The 19,899-nt window shown below is 72.9% G+C and carries 21 protein-coding genes; 19 read left to right on the top strand and 2 right to left on the bottom strand.

Annotation, left to right across the window (positions count from 1 at the left end):
* The 4 genes from ABZ808_RS01515 to ABZ808_RS01500 are packed head-to-tail and all read left to right on the top strand — an operon-like array spanning window position 1 to window position 5,301.
* Window positions 1-1,566, top strand: coding sequence for a class I adenylate-forming enzyme family protein (locus ABZ808_RS01515; RefSeq protein ID WP_356999336.1), 1,566 nt, complete (start codon window positions 1-3; stop codon window positions 1,564-1,566).
* Window positions 1,566-2,924, top strand: coding sequence for an adenylosuccinate lyase (purB, locus tag ABZ808_RS01510; protein WP_356999333.1), 1,359 nt, complete (start codon window positions 1,566-1,568; stop codon window positions 2,922-2,924). The genes ABZ808_RS01515 and purB overlap by 1 nt, the downstream gene beginning before the upstream one ends.
* Window positions 2,921-3,682 carry an enoyl-CoA hydratase/isomerase family protein gene (locus ABZ808_RS01505; RefSeq protein WP_356999330.1) on the top strand — a complete coding sequence of 254 codons (762 nt, stop codon included), beginning with the start codon at window positions 2,921-2,923 and terminating at the stop codon, window positions 3,680-3,682. The genes purB and ABZ808_RS01505 overlap by 4 nt, the downstream gene beginning before the upstream one ends.
* Entirely contained in the window at window positions 3,679-5,301 is a 1,623-nt protein-coding gene (locus ABZ808_RS01500) for a thiamine pyrophosphate-binding protein (RefSeq protein WP_356999327.1), read from the top strand. Before ABZ808_RS01505 ends, ABZ808_RS01500 begins: the two co-directional genes overlap by 4 nt.
* Before the next feature lie 5 nt (window positions 5,302-5,306).
* On the opposite strand, the gene ABZ808_RS01495 is transcribed toward ABZ808_RS01500, so the two are convergent.
* Window positions 5,307-6,134 carry an IclR family transcriptional regulator gene (locus ABZ808_RS01495; RefSeq protein ID WP_356999325.1) on the bottom strand — a complete coding sequence of 276 codons (828 nt, stop codon included), beginning with the start codon at window positions 6,132-6,134 and terminating at the stop codon, window positions 5,307-5,309.
* Between the two features lie 121 nt (window positions 6,135-6,255).
* Between ABZ808_RS01495 and ABZ808_RS01490 the strand changes: the two genes are divergently transcribed.
* The 12 genes from ABZ808_RS01490 to ABZ808_RS01435 are packed head-to-tail and all read left to right on the top strand — an operon-like array spanning window position 6,256 to window position 16,371.
* Window positions 6,256-8,295, top strand: a complete 2,040-nt coding sequence (locus tag ABZ808_RS01490; protein ID WP_356999322.1) for a hydantoinase B/oxoprolinase family protein — start codon at window positions 6,256-6,258, stop codon at window positions 8,293-8,295.
* Window positions 8,292-9,278, top strand: a complete 987-nt coding sequence (locus ABZ808_RS01485; protein WP_356999319.1) for a tRNA U-34 5-methylaminomethyl-2-thiouridine biosynthesis protein — start codon at window positions 8,292-8,294, stop codon at window positions 9,276-9,278. Before ABZ808_RS01490 ends, ABZ808_RS01485 begins: the two co-directional genes overlap by 4 nt.
* Window positions 9,271-10,098 carry a 2-amino-5-chlorophenol 1,6-dioxygenase subunit alpha gene (locus tag ABZ808_RS01480; protein ID WP_356999317.1) on the top strand — a complete coding sequence of 276 codons (828 nt, stop codon included), beginning with the start codon at window positions 9,271-9,273 and terminating at the stop codon, window positions 10,096-10,098. The genes ABZ808_RS01485 and ABZ808_RS01480 overlap by 8 nt, the downstream gene beginning before the upstream one ends.
* A 20-nt stretch (window positions 10,099-10,118) precedes the next feature.
* Entirely contained in the window at window positions 10,119-10,409 is a 291-nt protein-coding gene (locus ABZ808_RS01475) for a BMC domain-containing protein (protein WP_354824231.1), read from the top strand.
* Window positions 10,410-10,429: 20 nt separating this feature from the next.
* A complete protein-coding gene (locus ABZ808_RS01470) occupies window positions 10,430-10,756 on the top strand; it encodes a BMC domain-containing protein (RefSeq protein WP_356999314.1) in 327 nt (108 codons plus the stop codon).
* Window positions 10,756-11,004, top strand: a complete 249-nt coding sequence (locus tag ABZ808_RS01465) for a EutN/CcmL family microcompartment protein (protein ID WP_356999312.1) — start codon at window positions 10,756-10,758, stop codon at window positions 11,002-11,004. Before ABZ808_RS01470 ends, ABZ808_RS01465 begins: the two co-directional genes overlap by 1 nt.
* A gap of 47 nt (window positions 11,005-11,051) precedes the next feature.
* The gene (locus ABZ808_RS01460; protein WP_357002690.1) at window positions 11,052-12,530 is read left to right on the top strand and encodes a 2-hydroxymuconic semialdehyde dehydrogenase; all 1,479 of its coding nucleotides are present in this window, start codon (window positions 11,052-11,054) and stop codon (window positions 12,528-12,530) included.
* Window positions 12,527-13,321, top strand: a complete 795-nt coding sequence (locus tag ABZ808_RS01455) for a fumarylacetoacetate hydrolase family protein (RefSeq protein ID WP_356999309.1) — start codon at window positions 12,527-12,529, stop codon at window positions 13,319-13,321. The genes ABZ808_RS01460 and ABZ808_RS01455 overlap by 4 nt, the downstream gene beginning before the upstream one ends.
* On the top strand, window positions 13,318-14,229 hold the full coding sequence (locus ABZ808_RS01450) for an acetaldehyde dehydrogenase (acetylating) (protein WP_356999307.1): 912 nt from the start codon (window positions 13,318-13,320) through the stop codon (window positions 14,227-14,229). Before ABZ808_RS01455 ends, ABZ808_RS01450 begins: the two co-directional genes overlap by 4 nt.
* On the top strand, window positions 14,226-15,248 hold the full coding sequence (gene dmpG / locus ABZ808_RS01445) for a 4-hydroxy-2-oxovalerate aldolase (RefSeq protein ID WP_356999304.1): 1,023 nt from the start codon (window positions 14,226-14,228) through the stop codon (window positions 15,246-15,248). The genes ABZ808_RS01450 and dmpG overlap by 4 nt, the downstream gene beginning before the upstream one ends.
* Window positions 15,245-15,958 carry a fumarylacetoacetate hydrolase family protein gene (locus tag ABZ808_RS01440; protein ID WP_356999301.1) on the top strand — a complete coding sequence of 238 codons (714 nt, stop codon included), beginning with the start codon at window positions 15,245-15,247 and terminating at the stop codon, window positions 15,956-15,958. The genes dmpG and ABZ808_RS01440 overlap by 4 nt, the downstream gene beginning before the upstream one ends.
* The gene (locus tag ABZ808_RS01435; protein ID WP_356999298.1) at window positions 15,955-16,371 is read left to right on the top strand and encodes a RidA family protein; all 417 of its coding nucleotides are present in this window, start codon (window positions 15,955-15,957) and stop codon (window positions 16,369-16,371) included. Before ABZ808_RS01440 ends, ABZ808_RS01435 begins: the two co-directional genes overlap by 4 nt.
* Before the next feature lie 69 nt (window positions 16,372-16,440).
* Here ABZ808_RS01435 and ABZ808_RS01430 read toward each other — a convergent pair whose 3' ends face one another.
* A complete protein-coding gene (locus ABZ808_RS01430) occupies window positions 16,441-17,016 on the bottom strand; it encodes a TetR/AcrR family transcriptional regulator (RefSeq protein WP_356999296.1) in 576 nt (191 codons plus the stop codon).
* A gap of 96 nt (window positions 17,017-17,112) precedes the next feature.
* Here ABZ808_RS01430 and ABZ808_RS01425 point away from each other — a divergent pair, with 96 nt between their 5' ends.
* The 3 genes from ABZ808_RS01425 (at window position 17,113) to ABZ808_RS01415 (ending at window position 19,753) form a co-directional block, all read left to right on the top strand.
* On the top strand, window positions 17,113-18,045 hold the full coding sequence (locus ABZ808_RS01425) for an SDR family oxidoreductase (protein ID WP_356999293.1): 933 nt from the start codon (window positions 17,113-17,115) through the stop codon (window positions 18,043-18,045).
* Window positions 18,046-18,082: 37 nt separating this feature from the next.
* A complete protein-coding gene (locus ABZ808_RS01420) occupies window positions 18,083-18,691 on the top strand; it encodes a class I SAM-dependent methyltransferase (RefSeq protein WP_356999291.1) in 609 nt (202 codons plus the stop codon).
* 90 nt (window positions 18,692-18,781) lie between these two features.
* Window positions 18,782-19,753: a PaaX family transcriptional regulator C-terminal domain-containing protein gene (locus ABZ808_RS01415; RefSeq protein ID WP_356999288.1), complete on the top strand. Its 972-nt coding sequence runs from the start codon at window positions 18,782-18,784 to the stop codon at window positions 19,751-19,753.
* Window positions 19,754-19,899 lie beyond the last annotated feature (146 nt).

Here is a 19,899-nt window from a genome sequence, read left to right as displayed (position 1 = left end):
GTGTCGCACCTCGCTCTCGACGCCGTCCTGCTCGACGGGGCGACCCGGTGCCCGAACCGGCCGCTGTACGCGTTCGCGGAACTGGACCGCCCGGTCACGCACGCCGAGTTCGCCGAGCTGGCGGGCCGGGGCGCCGCCGTCCTGGCCGCCCAGGGGATCGGCCGCGGAGACCGGATCGCGGTGTGGTCGGAGAACAGCCTCGCCTGGCTGACGCTGCTCGCGGCGGCGGCCTGGCGCGGCGCCGCCCTGGTCACGCTGCACCCGGGCCTCACCGCGGCGGAGCTGGCCGAGGCGGTGGCCCGGGCCCGGCCGCGCCGGCTGTTCGTGGCCGCGCGGATCCGCGACCGGAACGCGCCCGCCGAGGCGGCCGCCGCGCTGGCCGGTACGCCGTACGCGCCGGACGGCATCCACACGCTCGACGACGACGGCGGTCGGGGCGCGCTCGCGGCGCTGACCGGCTGGGCAGACCCCGCACCGGCACCGACCGGTCACGCCGATGCCGTGCTGAACATCCAGTTCACCTCCGGCTCCACCGGCCCCGCCAAGATGGTGGCGCTGAGCGCCCGCAACCTGGTGCGCAACGCGCAGTGGACGACCCAGGCGGCCGGGCTGCGCCCGGCCGACATCCTCGCCTCACCGCTGCCGCTGGCGCACGCCGCCGGGCTGAGCAGCGGCGCCGTGCTCGCCCTGGTCACCGGGGCGCTCTGGGTGTCGACGCGGCGGTTCCGTTCGGAGACCGTGCTGGACCTCATCGAGCGGCACCGCTGCACCGTGGTGCAGGCCGTCCCGACGATGGCCACGATGCTCGCCGACCGGGTCGAGCGCGAGCCGGGCCGGTGGGACCTGTCGTCGCTACGGGTCGGCTTCCTCGGCGGCGCGACGTGCCCGCCCGCGCTGCGTGAGCGCACCGTGCGCGTGCTGGGCCTGGACCGCGCCGCCGTCGTCTACGGCCAGACCGAGGCGGGTCCGACCATCAGCGTCGACCCGGGCGACGGCAGCTGCGCCCCGGTCGGCCTGACCGTCGGCCGGATCGTGCCCGGCCTGGAAGCGGCCGTGGTGCGGCCCGGCACCCGGCACGCCGTGCCGCCGGGCGAGCCGGGTGAGCTGCTGGTCCGCGGCGAGTCGGTCGCGGCCGGGTACGTCGACGACCCCGACGCCACCGCCGCGGCTCTGACCGACGACGGCTGGCTGCGCACCGGCGACCTCGGCGCGCTGACCGCCGAGCGGGTGTTCACGCTCACCGGCCGGGTCAAGGAGCTCATCATCCGTGGCGGCGAGAACGTCAGCCCGGCCGAGGTGGAGGCCGTGTTGCTCGACGACGCCGCCGTCGGCCAGGCGTGTGTGCTCGGCGTGCCGTCGGCGCGCTGGGGTGAGGAGGTCGGCGCGCTGCTGGTCGCCGCGCCCGACGCCCGGCTCGACCCCGAGGTGGTGCTCGCCGCCGCCGCCGGGCGGCTGGCCCGACACAAGCTGCCCACACGGGTACGCGCGGTCGCCGGGCTGCCCCTGCTGCCGTCCGGCAAGGTCGACCGGCGCGCCGCGCTGGCGCTGTTCGAGGGGGAGAACTGATGCACCTGGGGTCCTGTTTCCTCGACTCGCTGACCGTCACCAGCTTCTTCGGCAACGCCGAGATGCGGGGGGTGTTCAACGACCGGCAGCTCATGCAGTCCTGGCTGGACGTGGAGGCCGCGCTGGCCCGCGGTCAGGCGTCACTCGGGATCATCCCGCACTCCGCCGCGGAGGCGATCACGGCGACGGCCCGGCTGGAGAAGCTGGACACGGCGGCGCTGACCGCCGACGCCGCGGACACCGTGCACCCGCTGGTGCCGTTGGTGCGCGCCCTGACCGCGGCGTGCCCCGGCGAGGCGGGGCGGTACGTGCACCTGGGCGCCACCACACAGGACGTCATGGACACCGGGTTCGTGCTGCGTGCCCGCGCCGGCCTGGACATCGTCGGACGCCAACTCGACGAGCTGGTGCGGCTGCTGCGCCGGCTGGCGCTGCGGCACCGCAGCACCCCGATGCCGGCGCGTACGCACGGCCAGCAGGCGCTGCCGACGACGTTCGGGCTGCGCTGCGCGGTGTGGCAGAGCGAGTTGCAGCGCCACCGCGACCGGCTGCGGGAACTGCGCGCCCGACTGCTCGTGACGAGCATGGGCGGGGCGGCGGGCACGATGGCCGGGTACGGGCCGCAGGCGTTCGCGCTGGAGCGGATCGTCGCCGAGGACCTGGGCCTGGGTGTGGCGGACACCCCGTGGCACGCCACCTCGGACCGGTTCGCCGAGTGCCTGATGGTGCTGGGCCTGGTGGCGGCCAGCGGCGAGAAGCTGGCCCGCGAGGTGTACTTCCTGGGCCGCACCGAGATCGGCGAGGCGTACGAGCCGCAGCGCGCGACCCAGGTGGGCAGCAGCACGATGCCGCACAAGCGCAACCCGATCCGCTGCGAGGCGGTGATCGCGGCGGCCGGCACGCTACGCGCGCAGGTGCCGCTGGCCCTCCAGACGATGGTCGCGCAGGACGACCGGGACATGGGCGTCGGCATGACGCTGTGGAAGCTGCTGCCGGAGTGCTTCATCCTCATCGGCGGCGCCCTGGAGCGCCTGGTCGAGGTGTTCGGCGACCTGGGCGTCAATCCGGACCGGATGCGCGCCAACCTCGACATCACCGGCGGGTTGGTGCTGTCGGAGGCCGTGATGCTGCGGCTGGCGGGCACGCTGGGCCGCGAGGAGGCTCACCACCTGGTGATGCGGGTGGTGCGCGACAGCCTGGAGCAGGACCGCCCGTTCGCCGACGTGCTGCGCGCCGACCCGCAGGTCGCCGCCGCCCTGCCCGGCGAGGACGTCGCCGGGCTGCTGGACCCGCTGTCGTACGTCGGTCACGCCGCCGCCCTGGTGGACCGCGCCCTACTCACCTCGGAGTCACCATGATCACCGAACCGTCCTCCGGGTCTTCCGTGCTGCTCGACCGAGCGGGCCGGCTGGCCCGGATCACGCTGAACCGGCCGCATCGGCGCAACAGCTTCGACCTGGCGATGCTGGCCCGGTTCGAGGACGTGCTGCACGAGGTGGGCCGCGACTCCGAGGTGGAGGTGGTGGTGCTCACCGGCGCCGGGTCGGCGTTCTGCGCCGGCACCGACCTGGACGAGCTGGCCACCCTGGACGCGTCCGCCACGATGCACGTGCAGCGCCGTACGGCCGAGCTGGTGGAGCGCTGGTACCGGTTGGAGCAGACGACGGTGACCGCGTTCAACGGTCCGGCGATCGGCTCCGGCGCGGTGCTCGGGCTGGCCGCGGACGTCCGCGTGGCGGCGGAGAGCTGCTTCTTCACGTTCCCGGAGGTCACCTTCGGCATCCCGCTGACCTGGAGCGGCATGGCGATCCTGGCCGATCTGGTGGGTGCGGACCGAGCGAAGCGCTGGCTGCTGCTGGGCGACCGGATCGACCCGGCCGAGATGCTGCGCCACGACCTGGTCACGGCGGCGGTGCCGGCGGACGAGCTGGGCCCGGCGTGTGACGCGGTGGTCGACCGGCTGCTGGCCGTGTCGCCGGTGGGCCGGTCCATGACGAAACGGGCCGCGCGCCTGGCCGGGCCGCGGTTCGAGGCCGCCGCCAACGACTCGTACCTGGGTGCGCTCAGCGTCGCGTTGCGACCGGCCGGCGCCTACCCGAAGGGCCAGCGCCGGTGAAGGTGTACGAGTTGCTGGCCGACGCGCTTGTCGCACACGGCGTCGACACGGTGTTCGGCCTGCTGGGCGACGCCAACATGTTCCTCGTCAGCGACCTGGTGGACCGGCACGGCGTGCGGTTCGTCGCGGCCCGCAACGAGAACGCCGCCGTGATGATGGCCGACGGGTACGCCCGCGCGACCGGGCGGTGCGCGGTGGCCACGGTGACCCAGGGGCCGGGGCTGGCGGTGGCGGGCGCCGCGCTGACGATCGCCCGCCAGGCGGGCACCCCGCTGGTGCTGGTGGCGGGCGACACCCCGCCCGGCGACCCGGGGCACGTGCAGAACTTCCCGCAGCAGCCGTTCGCCCTGGCGACGGCGGGCCGCGTGGTGCCGGTGGTGGGCGCGGCGGGCGCGGTCCGGGACGTCGCGGCGGCGTTCCGGCTGGCCGAATCGGCCCGTGGGCCGGTGGTGCTGAATGTGCCGATGGACCTGCAGGACGAGGACGTCCCACAGGACGTGCCTCCGCCCGTCGCGGTGGTCCGGCCGCGCCCGTCGGGGCCGCCGACCCCGCACCCGGACGACGTGGTGATGCTCACGGAGCGGCTGCGGAAGGCAGAGCGGCCGGTCGTGCTGGCCGGCCGGGGCGCCGAGGCTGCCGCGGCGGCGGTACGGGAGTTGGCGGACCGCAGCGGGTCGGTGCTGGCCACCACGCTGATGGCCGCGGGCGTCTTCGCCGACCACCCGTACTGCCTGGGGGTGGCCGGTGGGCTGGCCCGGCCGCTGACCCGGCGGGTGCTGGGCGAGGCGGACCTGGTGCTGACGTTCGGGGCCGGGCTGAACCGGTGGACCGCGGACCACGGCCGGCTGTTCGCCCAGGCCGAGGTGGTGGGTGTCGACATCGACGCGGCGGCGCTGGGCGCCCGTTGGCCGGTGGACGCCCAGGTGGTGGGTGACGCGGGGGCGGTGGCCGCCGCGGTGGCCGCCGCGCTGCCGCCGATCTCGCGGCCACAGTGGCGCTCGGCGGAGCTGGCGCGGGAGGTGGCCGAGGCGGACCCGTTCGCCGGGCTGGTCCCGTTGCGGGCGGCCGACCGGATCGACCCGCGGGCGTTCCTGCGGGTGTGCGCGCGGCGGTTGCCGCGGCACCGCACAACGGTGGTGGGGGTGGGGCACTTCGGCGGCTGGCCGAACCTGCTGCTGGACTCACCAGCGGTGGACCGGGCGCTGATCGCCCCGTGGGATTTCGGAAGCATCGGCGTGGGGCTGCCGTTCGCGGTAGGCGCCTCGGTGGGTCGTCCGGATCGGCCGGTGGTGGCGTTCGAGGGCGACGGGAGCCTGCTCACCGGGCTGGGTGAGCTGGACACGCTGGCCCGTACGGGCGCCGCGGTGCTGCTGATCGTCCTGGACGACGCGGCGTACGGGGCGGAGGTGCGCAAGCTGCGCCCGCGCGGGGTGGATCCGGCGCTGGCCCGCTTCCCCGAACGCGACCTCGCCGCCGTGGCGCGGGCACTGGGCGTGCCGTCGTGGACGGTGACGGACGAGGCCGGCGCCGACGCCGCGTTCGACGCGGTGCTGCCGGTCACCGGCCCCGCCCTGCTGCACGTGCGGGTGCACCCCGACGCCGTGCAGGAACACTTCTGAGCCGGTCAGTGTCCCCAGATCGCGCCCACGCCGTGGCCCATCTGACGCGACAGCTCGTCGGCGGTCCGGACGGCGGCGGCGGCCAGCTCGGCGACGCGGGCCTCGTCGAGGCGGAAGATCGGCCCCGAGACGCTGATCGCGGCGGTGACGTGGCCGAACTGGTCGCGCACGGGCGCGGCGACGACGCGCAGGCCCTCCTCGCTCTCCTCGTCGTTGAGCGCCCACCCCTGCTCGCGGGCCTGGTGCATCCGCTCGGCGAACGTGTCGAGGTCGGCGACGGTGTTGCGGGTCAGCGGCGTGAACTCGGTGTCGACGAACAGGGCACGGATCTGCTCGTCGTCGTGGTCGAGCAGCAGCGCCTTGCCGGCCGCGCTGCACCACAGCGGGATGCGCCGGCCGAGGCGGGAGACGAGCTGCACGTTGCGGGTGCCGTGCTCGATGTAGATCGACAGCGCGTCGAGCTCGTCGCGGATGGACAGGTTGACCGACTCGCCCTGGTCCTGCGCGAGCTGGTGCAGCAGCGGCCGGGCCAGCGCGTGCATGTCGAGCCCGGAGAGGAAGCGGGCGCCCAGCTCGAAGACGGTGACGCCGAGCCGGTACGCGCCGGTCTCGTCGTTGCGTTGCAGGAAGCCGGTGTCGGCCAGGGCCCGGAACAGCCGGCTGGCGGTCGACTTGTGCAGTCCCAGCTCGCGGCTGACGTCGCTGACCTTGCGTTCGACGCTCCCGCTGCGGAAGGCCAGCAGCACGCTGAGGGCGCGGTCGAGCGCCTGGGTGCCGGACTCCCGGGTGACGGGCTCCTCCGCAGCTGGGGACGGTCCTGCGGCCTGCGACATCTTGCTTCCCACTTTCTCGCTTGGTAGTGTTTCATAATATAAACCACGGACCACAATGTGGTCCACGGGAGGTCAGAGCCAAGCCACTTGGCACCACGAGCCGGAACACATGAGGCGTCGCATGACCAAGACGTTGAACCCGATCGACCTCGAGATCGTCACCGAAGGTCTGATCTCGATCGTGCGCGAGATGCGCCAAACGATCTTTCGCACCGCGCACTCCCCCGTCATCGCGGACGCGCAGGACTTCTCCTGCGCCTTGTTCGACCCGAAGGGTCAGATGGTCGCCCAGGGGCGCGACATGCCCGGGCATGTCATCGCCATGCCCGCCTCCGTCGCGGAGATCTTCGCCGACTTCGCCGACGAGATGCGCCCCGGTGACCTCTACATGGTCAACGATCCGTACCGCGGCGGCAGCCACCTCAACGACGTCACCCTGATCACCCCGGTCTTCGTCGACGACGAGCTGTTCCTCTTTCCCTGCGTACGCATGCACTGGGCCGACATCGGTGGGATGACCCCCGGCAGCGTCTCCGGGCAGGCCACCGAGATCCTCCAGGAGGGACTGCGCGTCCCGCCGATCAAGCTGATCGAGCAGGGCCGTCCCAACGCCGCCGCGTACGCCATCCTCTTCGCCAACGTGCGGATGGCCGACGAGCGACGCGGTGACCTGGAGAGCTGCATCGCCGCCTGCCACACCGCCGAGCGCCGGCTGCGCGAACTCGTCGGCCGCTACGGCGCCGAACTGCTGCTCGACAGCGTCGCCGCCAACATGGACCGCACCGAGCAGCGACTGCGCGACCGCATCCGCGAGCTGCCCGACGGCGTCTACCGCTACGAGGACTACCTCGACCTCTACACCGACGGCCGGTACGACCCCGCGCTGGTGCGCTGCGTGCTCACCGTCGACGGCGACGAGATCGACGCCGACTTCCGGGGCTCGTCCACACAGGTCGCCGCCGTCGTCAACTCCTCGCGAGCGATGACCGTCGCCGGCGTCTTCATCGCCGTCAAGAGCGCGCTCGACCCCGGTGGTCTGGTCAACCACGGCGCCTTCCGCCCGCTGCGCGTGCACACCGAGCAGGGCACCGTCGTGCACGTCGCCTACCCGGCCCCCGCCAACGCGCACAGCGAGGTGCGCAAGCGCGTCATCTCCGCCGTCATGGCCGCGTTGAGCCAGGTCGCACCCGACCTCATCGCGGCCGACCAATTCGGAACCACCTTCCAGAACCTCATCGGCGGCGTGGACCAACGCACCGGCCGGCCCTACCTGTACTACGACTACCCCGCGGGTGGCAACGGTGGATTCCTCGAATCCGACGGGCCGAGCGCGATGAACCCCGTCGACCTCGGGGACATCTCCACCATCCAGTCCGTCGAACGGCTGGAGACCGAGATCCCGATCCTCATCGACGCGTCCGAACTGCGCCTCGGCTCGTGCGGCGACGGGACGCGCCGCGGTGGGCTCGGCAGCCGGCGCGAGACCCGGCTGCTCGCCAGCACCGGCGCCTACTCCGTGCAGACCGACCGCACGACGGTGCCGCCGTACGGTCTGCACCACGGCGGCCCCGGCGCCCCCACCGTCACGTTCGTGCGCCGCGCGAGCGGCGAGCGGGTCGACTTCGCGACCCCCGGCAAGGTCGCCGGCTTCACCATGCGCGCCGGCGACGTCCTCGTCATGGAGTCCGCCGGCGGCGGCGGGTGGGGTGACCCGCTCGACCGCGAACCCGCCGAGGTCGCCGACGACGTGACGCAGGGATACCTCAGCGCCGCCGACGCCGAACGCCGCTACGGGCTGCGGCTCGACGACGACGGCCGGGTCGACCTCGGCGGGACCGCGGCGACCCGGCAGGAGATGCGCGGGGGGCGGCGGTGGCTGCGCGTCACCACCACCGACCGTGAGCCGTACGCCGGGGAGCGCGGCCGGCGCCGGATCGTCTACGTGGCACCCGGCGCGGGCCTGGCCGAGGGTGCCCTCGTGGAGATCCACGGCACGCACCCCGCGCCCCTGCGGGCCTGGGTCCGGCACGACGCCGGCCTGGCCGACGACCAACTGGCCCTCGACGACGACGGGCTGCAGATCCTCGGCGCCGAACCCGACGAGCGCACGTTCGTGCGGGTGCTGGCCGACCGGGGCACGACCGGGGAGGGACCGGCATGAGCAGAGTCTTCCGGGTGCCCGTGGCGCCCGCCCGTCCGGGCGGCGTCGGCCGCACCGGCACCACCGAGCGGCTGCCGCAGGAGGCGTCCGCCCGCGCCGGCATCGTCGCCGGGATCATGAGCCCGCACCCGCCACACCTGATCTACGCGGAGAACCCGCCGCAGAACGAGCCGCGCTCCACCGGCGGCTGGGAGGTGCTGCGCTGGGCGTACGAGCGGCTGCGCAAGCGCATCCGCGAGGTGCACCGCCCGGACGTGCTGATCGTGCACGCCCCGCACTGGATCACGATGGTCGGTCACCACGTCAACTGTGTGCCCAACCCGCGCGGCGTCTCCGTCGAGCCGATCTTCCCGCACCTGTTCCGGTACTCCTACGACTTCCGCTCCGACGTGGAGCTGGGCGAGGCCATCGCCGACGAGGCCAGCGACCTCGGCCTGGTCACCCGCAAACTGCGGGACCCACGGGTACGGGTGGACTACGCCACGATCGGCGCGCTGCACCTGGTCAACCCCGCCTGGGACATCCCGGTGGTGTCGCTGTCGGCCAACAACAACCCGTACTTCTACTCCGACGCGTCGCTGGAGGAGATGGAGGTGCTGGGCGAGGCGACCCGCCGGGCCGTGGAGCGCACTGGCCGCCGCGCCGTGCTGCTGGCCTCCAACTCCCTGTCGCACCTGCACTGGCACGAGGAGCCGGAGCTGCCGGAGGACATGGAACGCGAGCACCCGTACAACAACCACCAGTACCGCTGGGACATGAAGCTGCTGGAGGCGATCCGCCGCGGGCCGACCGCGCCGCTGCGCGAGCTGATCCCCGAGCACATCGAGGCCACCGCGTCGGAGACCAAGGCGGGCAGCCTCACCTGGATGTTGGCCGCGATGGGCTGGCCGCAGATACCCGGCGACGTCATGGGCTACGGCACGATCATCGGCACCGGCAACGCGGTCGTCGAGTGGACGCCCGAAGGAGACCGCCGTGCCTGACACCGGGATCATCGCCGGGGCGCTGCTGCCCGGCATGCCGCACCTGCTGGCGGAGAAGCCCGCGCAGTGCTGGGCCGACCTGGCCAACGCCGCCCGCGACGTTGGCGACCGGCTGCGCCGACTCAAGCCCGACGTGGTGCTGCTGCTGTCCACGCAGTGGTTCACGGTTCTGGGCCACCAGTTCCAGTGCGACCCGAACCCGCGCGGCGAGCACGTCGACGAGAACTGGTACGCCTACGACTACGGCCTGCTCCGCTACGACCTGCGCTTCGACGTGCCGTTCACCGAGCGGTGGGCCGACCAGGTGCAGAAGGACGGCATGCAGGCCCGGCGGACCCGCTACGACGGCTTCCCGATCGACACCGGCACCATCGTCACCTCGGCGCTGCTCGACCCGGGCCGTGAGCTGCGCTGGTCACAGGTGTCGTGCAACCTGTACGCCGACGCGCAGACGCTCGCCGACGTCGGCGCGGCCGGCGCCGCCGCGGCCCGCGAGGCGGGCGTACGCGCCGCCGTCGTCGTGGTCTCCGGCATGTCGTCCGGTCTGATCCAGCAGTGGATCGAGCCGCACGAGGACCACATCGGCGACCCCGCGCACGACCGCTGGAACCGGCGGGTGCTGGACCTGCTGACCGCCGGCAAGGTCGACGAGGCGCTGAAGATCCGCGAGGACTTCGCCCGCCAGGCGCAGGCCGACAGCCAGTTCCGCGCGCTGGCGTTCGCCGCCGGCGCCGGGGCGGCGACCGGACCGGCGCAGCTGCACGGGTACGGACCGCTCTGGGGCACCGGCGGCGCCGTCCTGTCCTGGAACCTGCCCTAAACACTGGAAAAGGAGAAACCATGCGGAACATGGCTGCCGGCTTCGTCGAGGCCGAGGGCTACACCGCCATCTTCGACGCGGTCGATGCGATGGTGAAGGCCACCGAGGTCGAGGTGACCCGCGTCGTCCGCCTCGGCGGCGGCATCGTCGCCGTCGCGCTGCGCGGCGACCTGGCCACCGTCGAGGAGGCCGTCGACATCGGCGAGGCGACCGCCAAGGCCAAGAGCCGGACGGTCCACTCCATCGTCTTCGCCAGCCCCTGCGACGCGGTGTCGGCGCTCGCCGTCGACCCCCGTCTCGTCGGCAACTGACCCGGTAAGGAGAACAGCACATGCCTTCTGACATCGCCATCGGCATCGTCGAGACCCGGGGCGTCGTGGCCCTGTCCGCCGGAATCGAAGCCATGATCAAAACTGCGGACGTCCGTTGCATCGCCGTGGAGCGGGTGACCAGCGGCTACCTCGCCGTCGCCGTGCAGGGCACCCTCGCGGCCGTTCGACAGGCCGTCGCCTCCGGCGAGGCCGCCATCCGGGCACACGGCGACCTGCGCAGCTCGCAGGTGTACCCCAAGCCCCACCCCACCACTGCCGCGCTGCTGGAGGACCCGGAGGCCTCCCGGATCCGCGAGGTCATGGCGAGCCTGCGGGGAGACGCCTGATGATGCTCGGCGAGGTCATCGCCAAGGTCTGGCCGGACAAGATCCTGCCGGCGTTGCAGGGCCGCCGGCTGGTGCTGGTCCGGCCCCGCACCGACGGGCCCGACCTCGTCGCGATCGACCCGCTCAACGTGGGCGTCGGCACCGTCGTGCTGGTCGCCACCGACGAGGCGGCCGCCGCGGCGACGGGTGAGCCGACGGCCGACGCGGCCATCGTGGCACTCGTCGCCGACTCCACGATCGAACGATAAGGACCGCCATGACATCCGGGCGTACCACCCGCTGGCCGAGCGGCCTGATCGACGGCCGTCCGAGCGGCGACCTGCTGCTGCCCAACTACGTCGGTGGTGAATTCGTCACCGGCGGCACCCCGTTCGCGAAGGTGTCGCCGGTGACCGGCGAGACGATCCTGCACGTCGCCGAAGCGGACTCCGCCACGGTGGACGCGGCCGTGGCCGCCGCACGGGCCGCGCTGCGCGGGCCGTGGGGCGCGATGGGTGAGGGCGAACGGGCCGTCGTGCTCCGCCGGGTCGCCGACGAGTTGGAACGCCGCTTCGACGACCTCGTCGCGGCCGAGGTCGCCGACACCGGAAAGTCGGTGTCCCAGGCCCGCACCCTGGACATCCCGCGCGGGGCCGCGAACTTCCGCGCGTTCGCCGACGTCATCACGGCCACGCCGACGGAGTCGTTCACCACCGTCACGGCGGGCGGTGGGCGGGCGCTGAACTACGCGGTCCGCAAGCCGGTCGGCGTGGTGGCGATCATCGTTCCGTGGAACCTGCCGCTGCTGCTGCTGACCTGGAAGGTGGCGCCCGCGTTGGCGTGCGGCAACGCCGTGGTCGTGAAGCCCAGCGAGGAGACGCCCTCGTCGGCGACCGTGCTGGCCGAGGTGATGGCCGCGGCCGGCGTACCCGACGGGGTCTTCAACCTGGTGCACGGCTTCGGTCCCGGCTCGGCGGGCGAGGCGCTCACCCGGCACCCCGGCGTGGACGCGATCACCTTCACCGGCGAGTCCTCGACCGGCTCGGCCATCATGCGTTCCGCCGCGGACGGCGTGAAGGCCGTCTCGTTCGAGTTGGGCGGCAAGAACGCGGGGCTGGTCTTCGCGGACGCCGACCTGGACGCGGCAGTCGAGGGCTCGGTGCGGTCCAGCTTCACCAACGGCGGTCAGGTGTGCCTGTGCACCGAGCGGCTGTACGTGCAGCGGCCGGTCTTCGACGAGTTCGCGGCCCGGCTGGCGAAGCGTGCCGAGGAGTTGGCGTTCGGCTGGCCGTCGGAGGCGGCGACGATGACGATGCCGCTGATCTCCGGAAAGCACCGGGAGAAGGTGCTCGGCCACTACGAACTGGCCCGCGCCGAGGGTGCCACCGTGCTGGCCGGCGGTGGTGTGCCGGTGTTCGGCGACGACCGCGACGGCGGCTCGTACGTGCAGCCCACCGTCCTGACCGGACTTCGGCAGCACTCCCGTACGGTCCGCGAGGAGATCTTCGGGCCGGTCTGCCACATCGCGCCGTTCGACGACGAGGACGAGGCGTTCGCGCTCGCCAACGACAGCGAGTACGGCCTGGCCGCCACCGTGTGGACCCGCGACGTGGGCCGCGCGCACCGGGCCGGGGCGCGGCTCGACGCCGGCCTGGTCTGGGTGAACACGTGGTTCCTGCGGGACCTGCGCACCCCGTTCGGCGGGGTGAAGGCGTCCGGTGTGGGTCGTGAGGGCGGCACGCACTCGCTGCACTTCTACTCCGAACTCACCAACGTCTGCGTGGACCTCGGATGAGCGCCGACATCGAAGCCGCGGCGGCGGCGCTGCGCGAGGCGTACGCCACCGGGGTTGCCCGGGCTCCGCTGCGCGACGACCTGCTGCCGGCCGGCGACCTGCGGGCCGCGTACGCCGTGCAGCAGGCGCAGGTCACGGCCTGGCTCGCCGAGGGCCGCCGGCCGGTCGGCGCGAAGGTGGGCCTGACGTCGCGGACGGTGCAGGAGGCGTTCGGCGTCTTCCAGCCCGACTTCGGGGTCCTCTTCGGCGACATGGCCGTCCCGGACGGCGCCGAGATAGACCTGCGTGGCCTGCTGCAACCGCGCGTCGAGGCGGAGGTGGCGTTCGTGCTCGGCCGGGACCTCTCCTACGAGCAGGTCACCGTCGCCGACGTGGTGCGGGCCACCGATCACCTGCTGCCCGCCATCGAGATCGTCGACTCGCGGATCGCCGGCTGGGACATCTCCATCGTGGACACCGTGGCCGACAACGCCTCCAGCGGCAGGTACGTGCTGGGCACCACCCCACGCCGGGTGCGCGACGTCGACCTGCGGCTGTGCGGGGCGGTGCTGGAGCACGGCGGCGAGCCGGTCTCCGTCGGCGCCGGGGCGGCGTGCCTGGGCAACCCGCTGCACGCCGTCGCCTGGCTGGCGGCGACGCTCGCCACGAACGGTCGGCCGCTGCGCGCCGGGGACACCGTGCTGTCCGGCGCGCTCGGGCCGATGGTGACGGTCACCCCGGGCGCCGCGTACGAGGCTCGGATCTCCGGCCTGGGCAGCGTCCGGGCCTGCTTCTCGAAGGGTGACGCATGACCACCGGCGTGGCGGTAATCGGCTCCGGCAACATCGGCACCGACCTGATGATCAAAGTGCTGCGGCTGTCGGAGTCGCTGCGGATGGTGGCGATGGCCGGCATCGACCCGGCCTCCGACGGCCTGGCCCGGGCTCGCCGCCTCGGCGTGGCCACCACCGCGAAGGGTGTCGACGGGCTCGTCGCGATGCCGGAGTTCGCCGACGTCGGCATCGTCTTCGACGCCACCAGCGCGGGCGCGCACCGGCACAACGACGCGGTGCTTCGCCAGCACGGCATCCGGGTGGTCGACCTGACCCCGGCCGCGATCGGCCCGTACGTCGTACCGCCGGTGAACCTGGATGCCCACCTGGGCGAGCGCAACGTCAACATGGTCACCTGCGGCGGTCAGGCGACCGTGCCGATCGTCGCGGCCGTCGCCGCGGTCGCGCCCGTGGCGTACGGCGAGATCGTCGCCTCGATCGCCTCCCGCTCGGCCGGGCCGGGCACCCGCGCCAACATCGACGAGTTCACCGAGACCACGGCCCGTGCCATCGAGGTGGTCGGCGGGGCGGGCCGCGGCAAGGCGGTGATCGTGCTGAACCCGGCCGAGCCGCCGTTGCTGATGCGCGACACCGTCTACTGCCTGTGCCCGAACGTGGACGCCGACCGGGCGGCGATCGCCGCGTCGGTGGAGGCGATGGCGGCGTCGGTGCGGCAGTACGTGCCCGGCTACCGGCTCAAGCAGGACGTGCAGTTCACCGAGGTGGACGCGCACGTGCCGGCGCTCGGCGGGCACTTCACCGGCCTTCAGGTCGCTGTCTTCCTGGAGGTCTCCGGCGCCGGTCACTATCTGCCCGCGTACGCCGGCAACCTCGACATCATGACAAGCGCCGCGCTGCGCACCGCCGAACGGATGGCCTCGTCGTGACCGACCTCTACATCCAGGACGTCACCCTGCGCGATGGCATGCACGCCATCGGGCACCGCTACACGATCGGGCAGGTCACCGAGATCGCGGCGGCGCTGGACGCCGCCGGGGTGGCGGCGATCGAGGTGGCGCACGGCGACGGCCTCGCCGGATCCAGCGTCAACTACGGCCACGGCGCCGCGACCGACGCCGACTGGATCAGCGCGGCCGCGTCCGTGCTGACCCGCGCGAAGCTGACCACGCTGCTGCTGCCGGGCATCGGTACGATCGCCGACCTGAGGGCCGCCCACGATCTCGGCGTCACGAGCGTGCGGGTGGCGACGCACTGCACCGAGGCGGACATCTCCGCGCAGCACATCGCCTGGGCCCGGGACAACGGCATGGACGTGGCCGGGTTCCTGATGATGTCGCACATGGCCGACCCGGGCACCCTGGCGGCGCAGGCGAAGCTGATGGAGTCGTACGGGGCGCACTGCGTCTACATCACCGACTCCGGTGGCCGGCTCACCATGGCGGACGTGGCGCAGCGGGCGGACGCGTACCGGCAGGTGCTCGACCCTGCGACGGAGATCGGCATCCACGCGCACCACAACCTGTCGCTCGGGGTGGCGAACAGCCTCGTCGCGGTCGAGCACGGGGTGCGCCGGGTGGACGCCTCGCTGGCCGGGATGGGCGCCGGGGCGGGGAACGCGCCGCTTGAGGTGTTCGTCGCGGTGGCGGAGTTGAACGGCTGGCAGCACGGCTGCGACGTGTTCGCGCTGATGGACGCCGCCGAGGATCTGGTGCGCCCGTTGCAGGACCGGCCGGTGCGGGTGGACCGGGAGACGCTGTCGCTGGGCTTCGCCGGCGTCTACTCGTCGTTCCTGCGGCACGCCGAGAGCGCCGCGGGGCGTTACGGGGTGGACGTACGCACGATCCTGATGGAGTTGGGCCGCCGCCGGATGGTGGGCGGCCAGGAGGACATGATCGTCGACGTGGCGCTGGACCTGCTCCGGGACGCCGGAAAGGACCCGAAGTGATCGACACCCTCGCCGGCCGCCTCGACGAGGCCGCCGTGTCGCACACCGCGGTCGCGCAGTTCGGCGCCGACGCCGGCCTCGACGTGACCACCGCGTACGCGGTGCAGGAGGCCCTGGTGGCGCGACGGCTGGACCGCGGCGAGGCCCTGGTCGGGTTGAAGCTGGGCCTGACCAGCCGCGCGAAGATGACCCAGATGGGCGTCGACGAGGTGATCTGGGGCCGGCTCACCGACGCGATGCACGTACCCAACGGCGGCACCGTCGACCTGTCCGGGCGCATCCACCCTAAGGTCGAGCCGGAGGTCGCGTTCCTCGTCGAGGGCGGCGAGATCGCCGCGATCGCCCCGGCCATCGAGCTGATCGACTCCCGCTACGTGGACTTCCGGTTCACCCTGCCGGAGGTGATCGCGGACAACACGTCCGCTTCCGGCTTCGTCGTCGGGCCGTGGCGGCCGGTGCCGGACGGCGTCGACAACCTCGGCGTGCTGCTGGAGGTCGACGGCCGCGTCGCGCAGGTCGGCTCCACCGCCGCGATACTCGGCGACCCGCGCCGCGCCCTGCCCGAGGCGGCCCGCCTCGCCGGGGAGTTGCGCGACGGCTGGGTGCTGCTGGCCGGCGCGGCGACGGCCGCCGTGCCGTTGCGGCCGGGCGCGCACGTGCGGGTCACCGTCGAGCAGCTCGGCACGGCGTCGCTGCGGGCGTCGGCATGAGCGGGGCCCGGGTCGTCGCCGGCAAGGCCGTGCCGCGCGGCCGGTTCCCGCACGTCAAGGTCGCGGGCGGTCTCGTCTTCGTGTCCGGTACGAGCAGCCGCCGCCCCGACAACACGATCGCCGGTGCGACGGTGGACGCCATGGGCACCACGTCGCTGGACATCGCCGCGCAGACCCGTGCCGTCGTCGAGAACATGCGTGACATCCTGCGCGACGTCGGCGCGGACCTTTCCGACCTCGTGCAGGTCACCACGTACCTGGTCAGCATGAACGACTTCGGCGGCTACAACGACGTGTACGCCGAGTTCTTCGACGAGACCGGGCCGACGCGCACCACCGTGGCCGTGCACCAGTTACCCCACCCGCACCTGCTGATCGAGATGCAGGGGATCGCGGTGTTGCCGGCCGGGTGACCGGAGTGGCCTGCGCCACGTCCCAGCCTCCCTCCCCGAACCAGGCTCGCACCGGGTGCCACCCGCGGCCTAGCGCGGCGGCGCGTCGTGCTCCAGCGTCGCCAGGAAGGTCTCGGCGGCGTCCTGGATGCGGTCGCGGTCACCGGTGGTCAGCAGGTCGAGGAGCAAGCCGCGGATCGTCGCGATGACCAGGGTTGCGGTGCGGGTCGCCGCCGCCGGGTCGGTGCCCGGCCCCTGCGCGTCGACCAGGGAGCGCATCCAGTCGGCCACGACCCGATCGAGGAACTCGACGAACTGCTGCGGCGCCTGCAGGGCTCGTCCGTAGACCGCGAAGAACAGCCGGAACTCCGCTGACTGGCGCGGGTCGGAGGTGCGCGCCCAGACCGCCCGCGCCGCCGAGGCCAGGTCGGGTTGGTCGCCGACCGCGTCGCTCGTGGCGGCGAACGTCCGCTCCCGCAACCGCCCGAGGATCGCCTCAAGCATCTGCTCCTTGGTGCCGAAGTGGTGCACCAGCGTCGTGGTCGACACCCCCAGGGCGCTGGCCACCGGCCGCCACGACAGCTCGGCGAACCCGTGTTCGACCGCGTAGTCGACCGCGGCGTCGAGCAGGTCGGCCCGCCGCTGGTGATTGACCGGCCGCCCCATCAGCTCCGCCTCGTGATCCAGCTCGCCTTGCAGTTACTAGAGCGATCGTACTATCTTCATTCCTAGCACGATCGTTCTAGAAATAGGGAGGTCCCCGTGCACGTGTTTGTCACCGGAGCGTCAGGTTGGGTCGGTCGAGGGCTCGTCCCCGAGCTGATCGCCGCCGGCCACAAGGTCACCGGCCTGGCCCGCTCGGACGCGGCGGCCCAGTCCCTGCGGGCGATGGGAGCCGAGGTCCGCGCGGGATCGCTGGACGATCTCGACGTCCTCCGCGACGGGGCCACCTCCTCCGACGGCGTCGTCCACCTCGCGTTCAAGCACGACCTGTTCTTCGCGGGCGACGCTGCCGGCGCCACCACCGCCGATCGCACGGCGGTCGACACCTTCGGCGAGGCCCTCGCCGGCACCGACAAGCCTTTCGTCATGGCCTCCGGCATCCTCGGCGTGCTCGGGCTACCGTCCGGTGTCGTCGCCACCGAACGCGACGGGCTGACCCCGGACATCGGCAGCGCCGGCACGATCAGCGGTGCCGACGGACGGATGGCTACCGCGCGCCACGCTCTCGCCCTCGCCGACCACGGGGTCCGCTCCTCGCTCGTGCGGCTCCCACCCGCCACCCACGGCAAGGGCGACAACGGCTTCACCACCACCGCGGTCGGCTTCGCCCGCCACAAGGGCGCTGCGGCATACGTCGGTGACGGCAGCAACCGCTGGCCCGCCGTCCACCGCGATGACGCCGCACGGCTGTTCCGCCTCGCCGTCGAGTCCGCGCCCGCCGGCTCCGTGCTGCACGCGGTCGACGACGAGGGCGTACCGATCCGCGCGGTCGCCGAGGCGTTCGCCGCCCACCTGCGCGTCCCCGCCGTCTCGGTCAGCCCCGAGGAGGCTGGCGACTACGTCGGCTGGCTTGGCGCCCTCTGGGGAATCGACGGACCCGCCTCGGCGCATGTCACTCGTGACCTGCTCGACTGGCAACCGACTCGGCCTGGGCTGATCGCAGACCTCGCGCTCGGCCACTACTTCGCCTGAGCAACCCTGCGACCCCGCGGGCTCCTATAGTCGGGCGGTGAACGTGGAGCGGGTTCGGCAGGCGTACGCATCCGTCGCCGAGGTCTACATCGGGCTGTTCGGCACCAGCGAGCAGGTACACCCCGACGACCTCGCCTTCATCGGGCGGCATCTGGCGGGCCGACCGGGCCTGGTGCTCGACCTGGGCTGCGGTCCTGGCCACCTCACCGACCACCTCCGCGCGCTGGGCGTCGAGGCGACGGGTCTCGACCTGGTCGGAGAGTTCATCGCCCACGCGCGGGCGACCCACCCGAACGGTCGGTACCAGCTCGGGTCGCTGGAGAGCCTCGACGTCGCCAACCACTCCCTGGCCGGCATCCTGGCCTGGTACTCACTGATTCACCTGCCGCCGCAGGAGTTCGACGGTGTGCTCGCCGAGTTCCGGCGAGCGATGTCCCCGTCCGGAATGCTGGTGCTCGGTCTCTTCGACGGTGACGAGGTCGCCGCCTTCGACCACAAGGTCACGACGGCCTATCGCTGGCCCTTCGACGAGGTCTCCGAGCGGCTGGCGCGAGCCGGTTTCACGGAGGTCGAGCGTCTGCGGCGGCCCGGCGACGGCCAGCATCGACCGCATGGTGCCATCGCGGCCATCGCGACCGGAGGATGAGCCGCCCAGGCGACCTGGTCTGCCGCGCTCAGGGCCCGTCTCACCGCAGGTCGGCGAGATGAGCGCGACGCGGTGGGGCAATCTGATGGGGTGAACGCCCCAGAGCCGGCCGACGACGTCCGAGTTCCCCGGGCCCAGGTCGGGCCCAGCCCGCAGCATCTGCTGACGACCCTGCTCGGCGAATATCTCGACTCCTCGGACGCCGACCTGCCGTCGTCGGCGGTCATCGCGATCCTGCGGGAGTTCGGGGTCAGCGAAGCCAGTGCCCGCGCCGCGTTGTCCCGACTGGTCAAACGTGGTCTCATCGCGGCCCGGGGCACCGGACGGTCGCCGGTCTATCACCTCACGCCCCAGGCGATCGCCAAGCACCGCTCCCGGATGCGTCACTTCCTGACCTTCGGCGCCCACCAGCCGCACTGGACCGGCGAGTGGGTGCTGGTGTCGTTCTCGATTCCGAACGCCGGCCAGGCCTCCCGTCACGCCGTACGCAAGGCGTTGAGCGCGCTGCGCTTCGTGGGCCTGTACGACAGCGTGTGGATCCGGCCGGGAACCGACGCCGCGCCGGCGAAGGAGTCGCTGACCGAGCTGCTGCACCACGTCGAGGGTGCGCGGTGGTCGGTCATGCACGTCCGGTTCGACGACGAGTCGGGGCCGCACGGCCCAGCCTCCGCGTACGACCTGACCGGTCTCGCTGCCGCGTACTCGGATTTCATCCAGCAGTACGCGGAGCTGCGGGTTGACGCCCTCGCCGGGCAGGTGGCCCCGGCCAGGGCACTGGTGGCGCGGACCTCCGCCATGGACTCCTGGCGGAAGTTCGCGGACGCCGACCCGGATCTGCCCCCGCATCTGCTGCCGCAGCCCTGGCCTCGCCAGCAGGCCAGGGAGACCTTCCTGGACATCCACTCCACGCTCGGCTCGCTCGCACAGGCGCGTCTCGTCCAGGTGGCGTCACCGCACTGGCCGGACGCCGCGTCCTGGATCACCCACTTCCAGGCTTCGCGGGATCCCGCGCGACCGGAGCCGACCGGCGGTACGCACGGCAGCCGGCCCCGCCCAGGCTGACAGCGGCCCAGCAGACCAGACATTGACACTTTTCGTTACGGCGGTGATAGTAAGTGCATACAGCTCCCGTCGGATCGCCCGTGGCGACCGCGGCCGGATGGTGGACGCCGCCCACATCCACCCGGCCCGTGGCCCGCGCCGACCAC

It is taken from the genome of Micromonospora sp. NPDC047527, assembly GCF_040643015.1.
GTDB lineage: Bacteria > Actinomycetota > Actinomycetes > Mycobacteriales > Micromonosporaceae > Micromonospora.
Note: the sequence above shows the minus strand (reverse complement) of the source record. Positions and strands in the feature narration are given on the sequence as shown.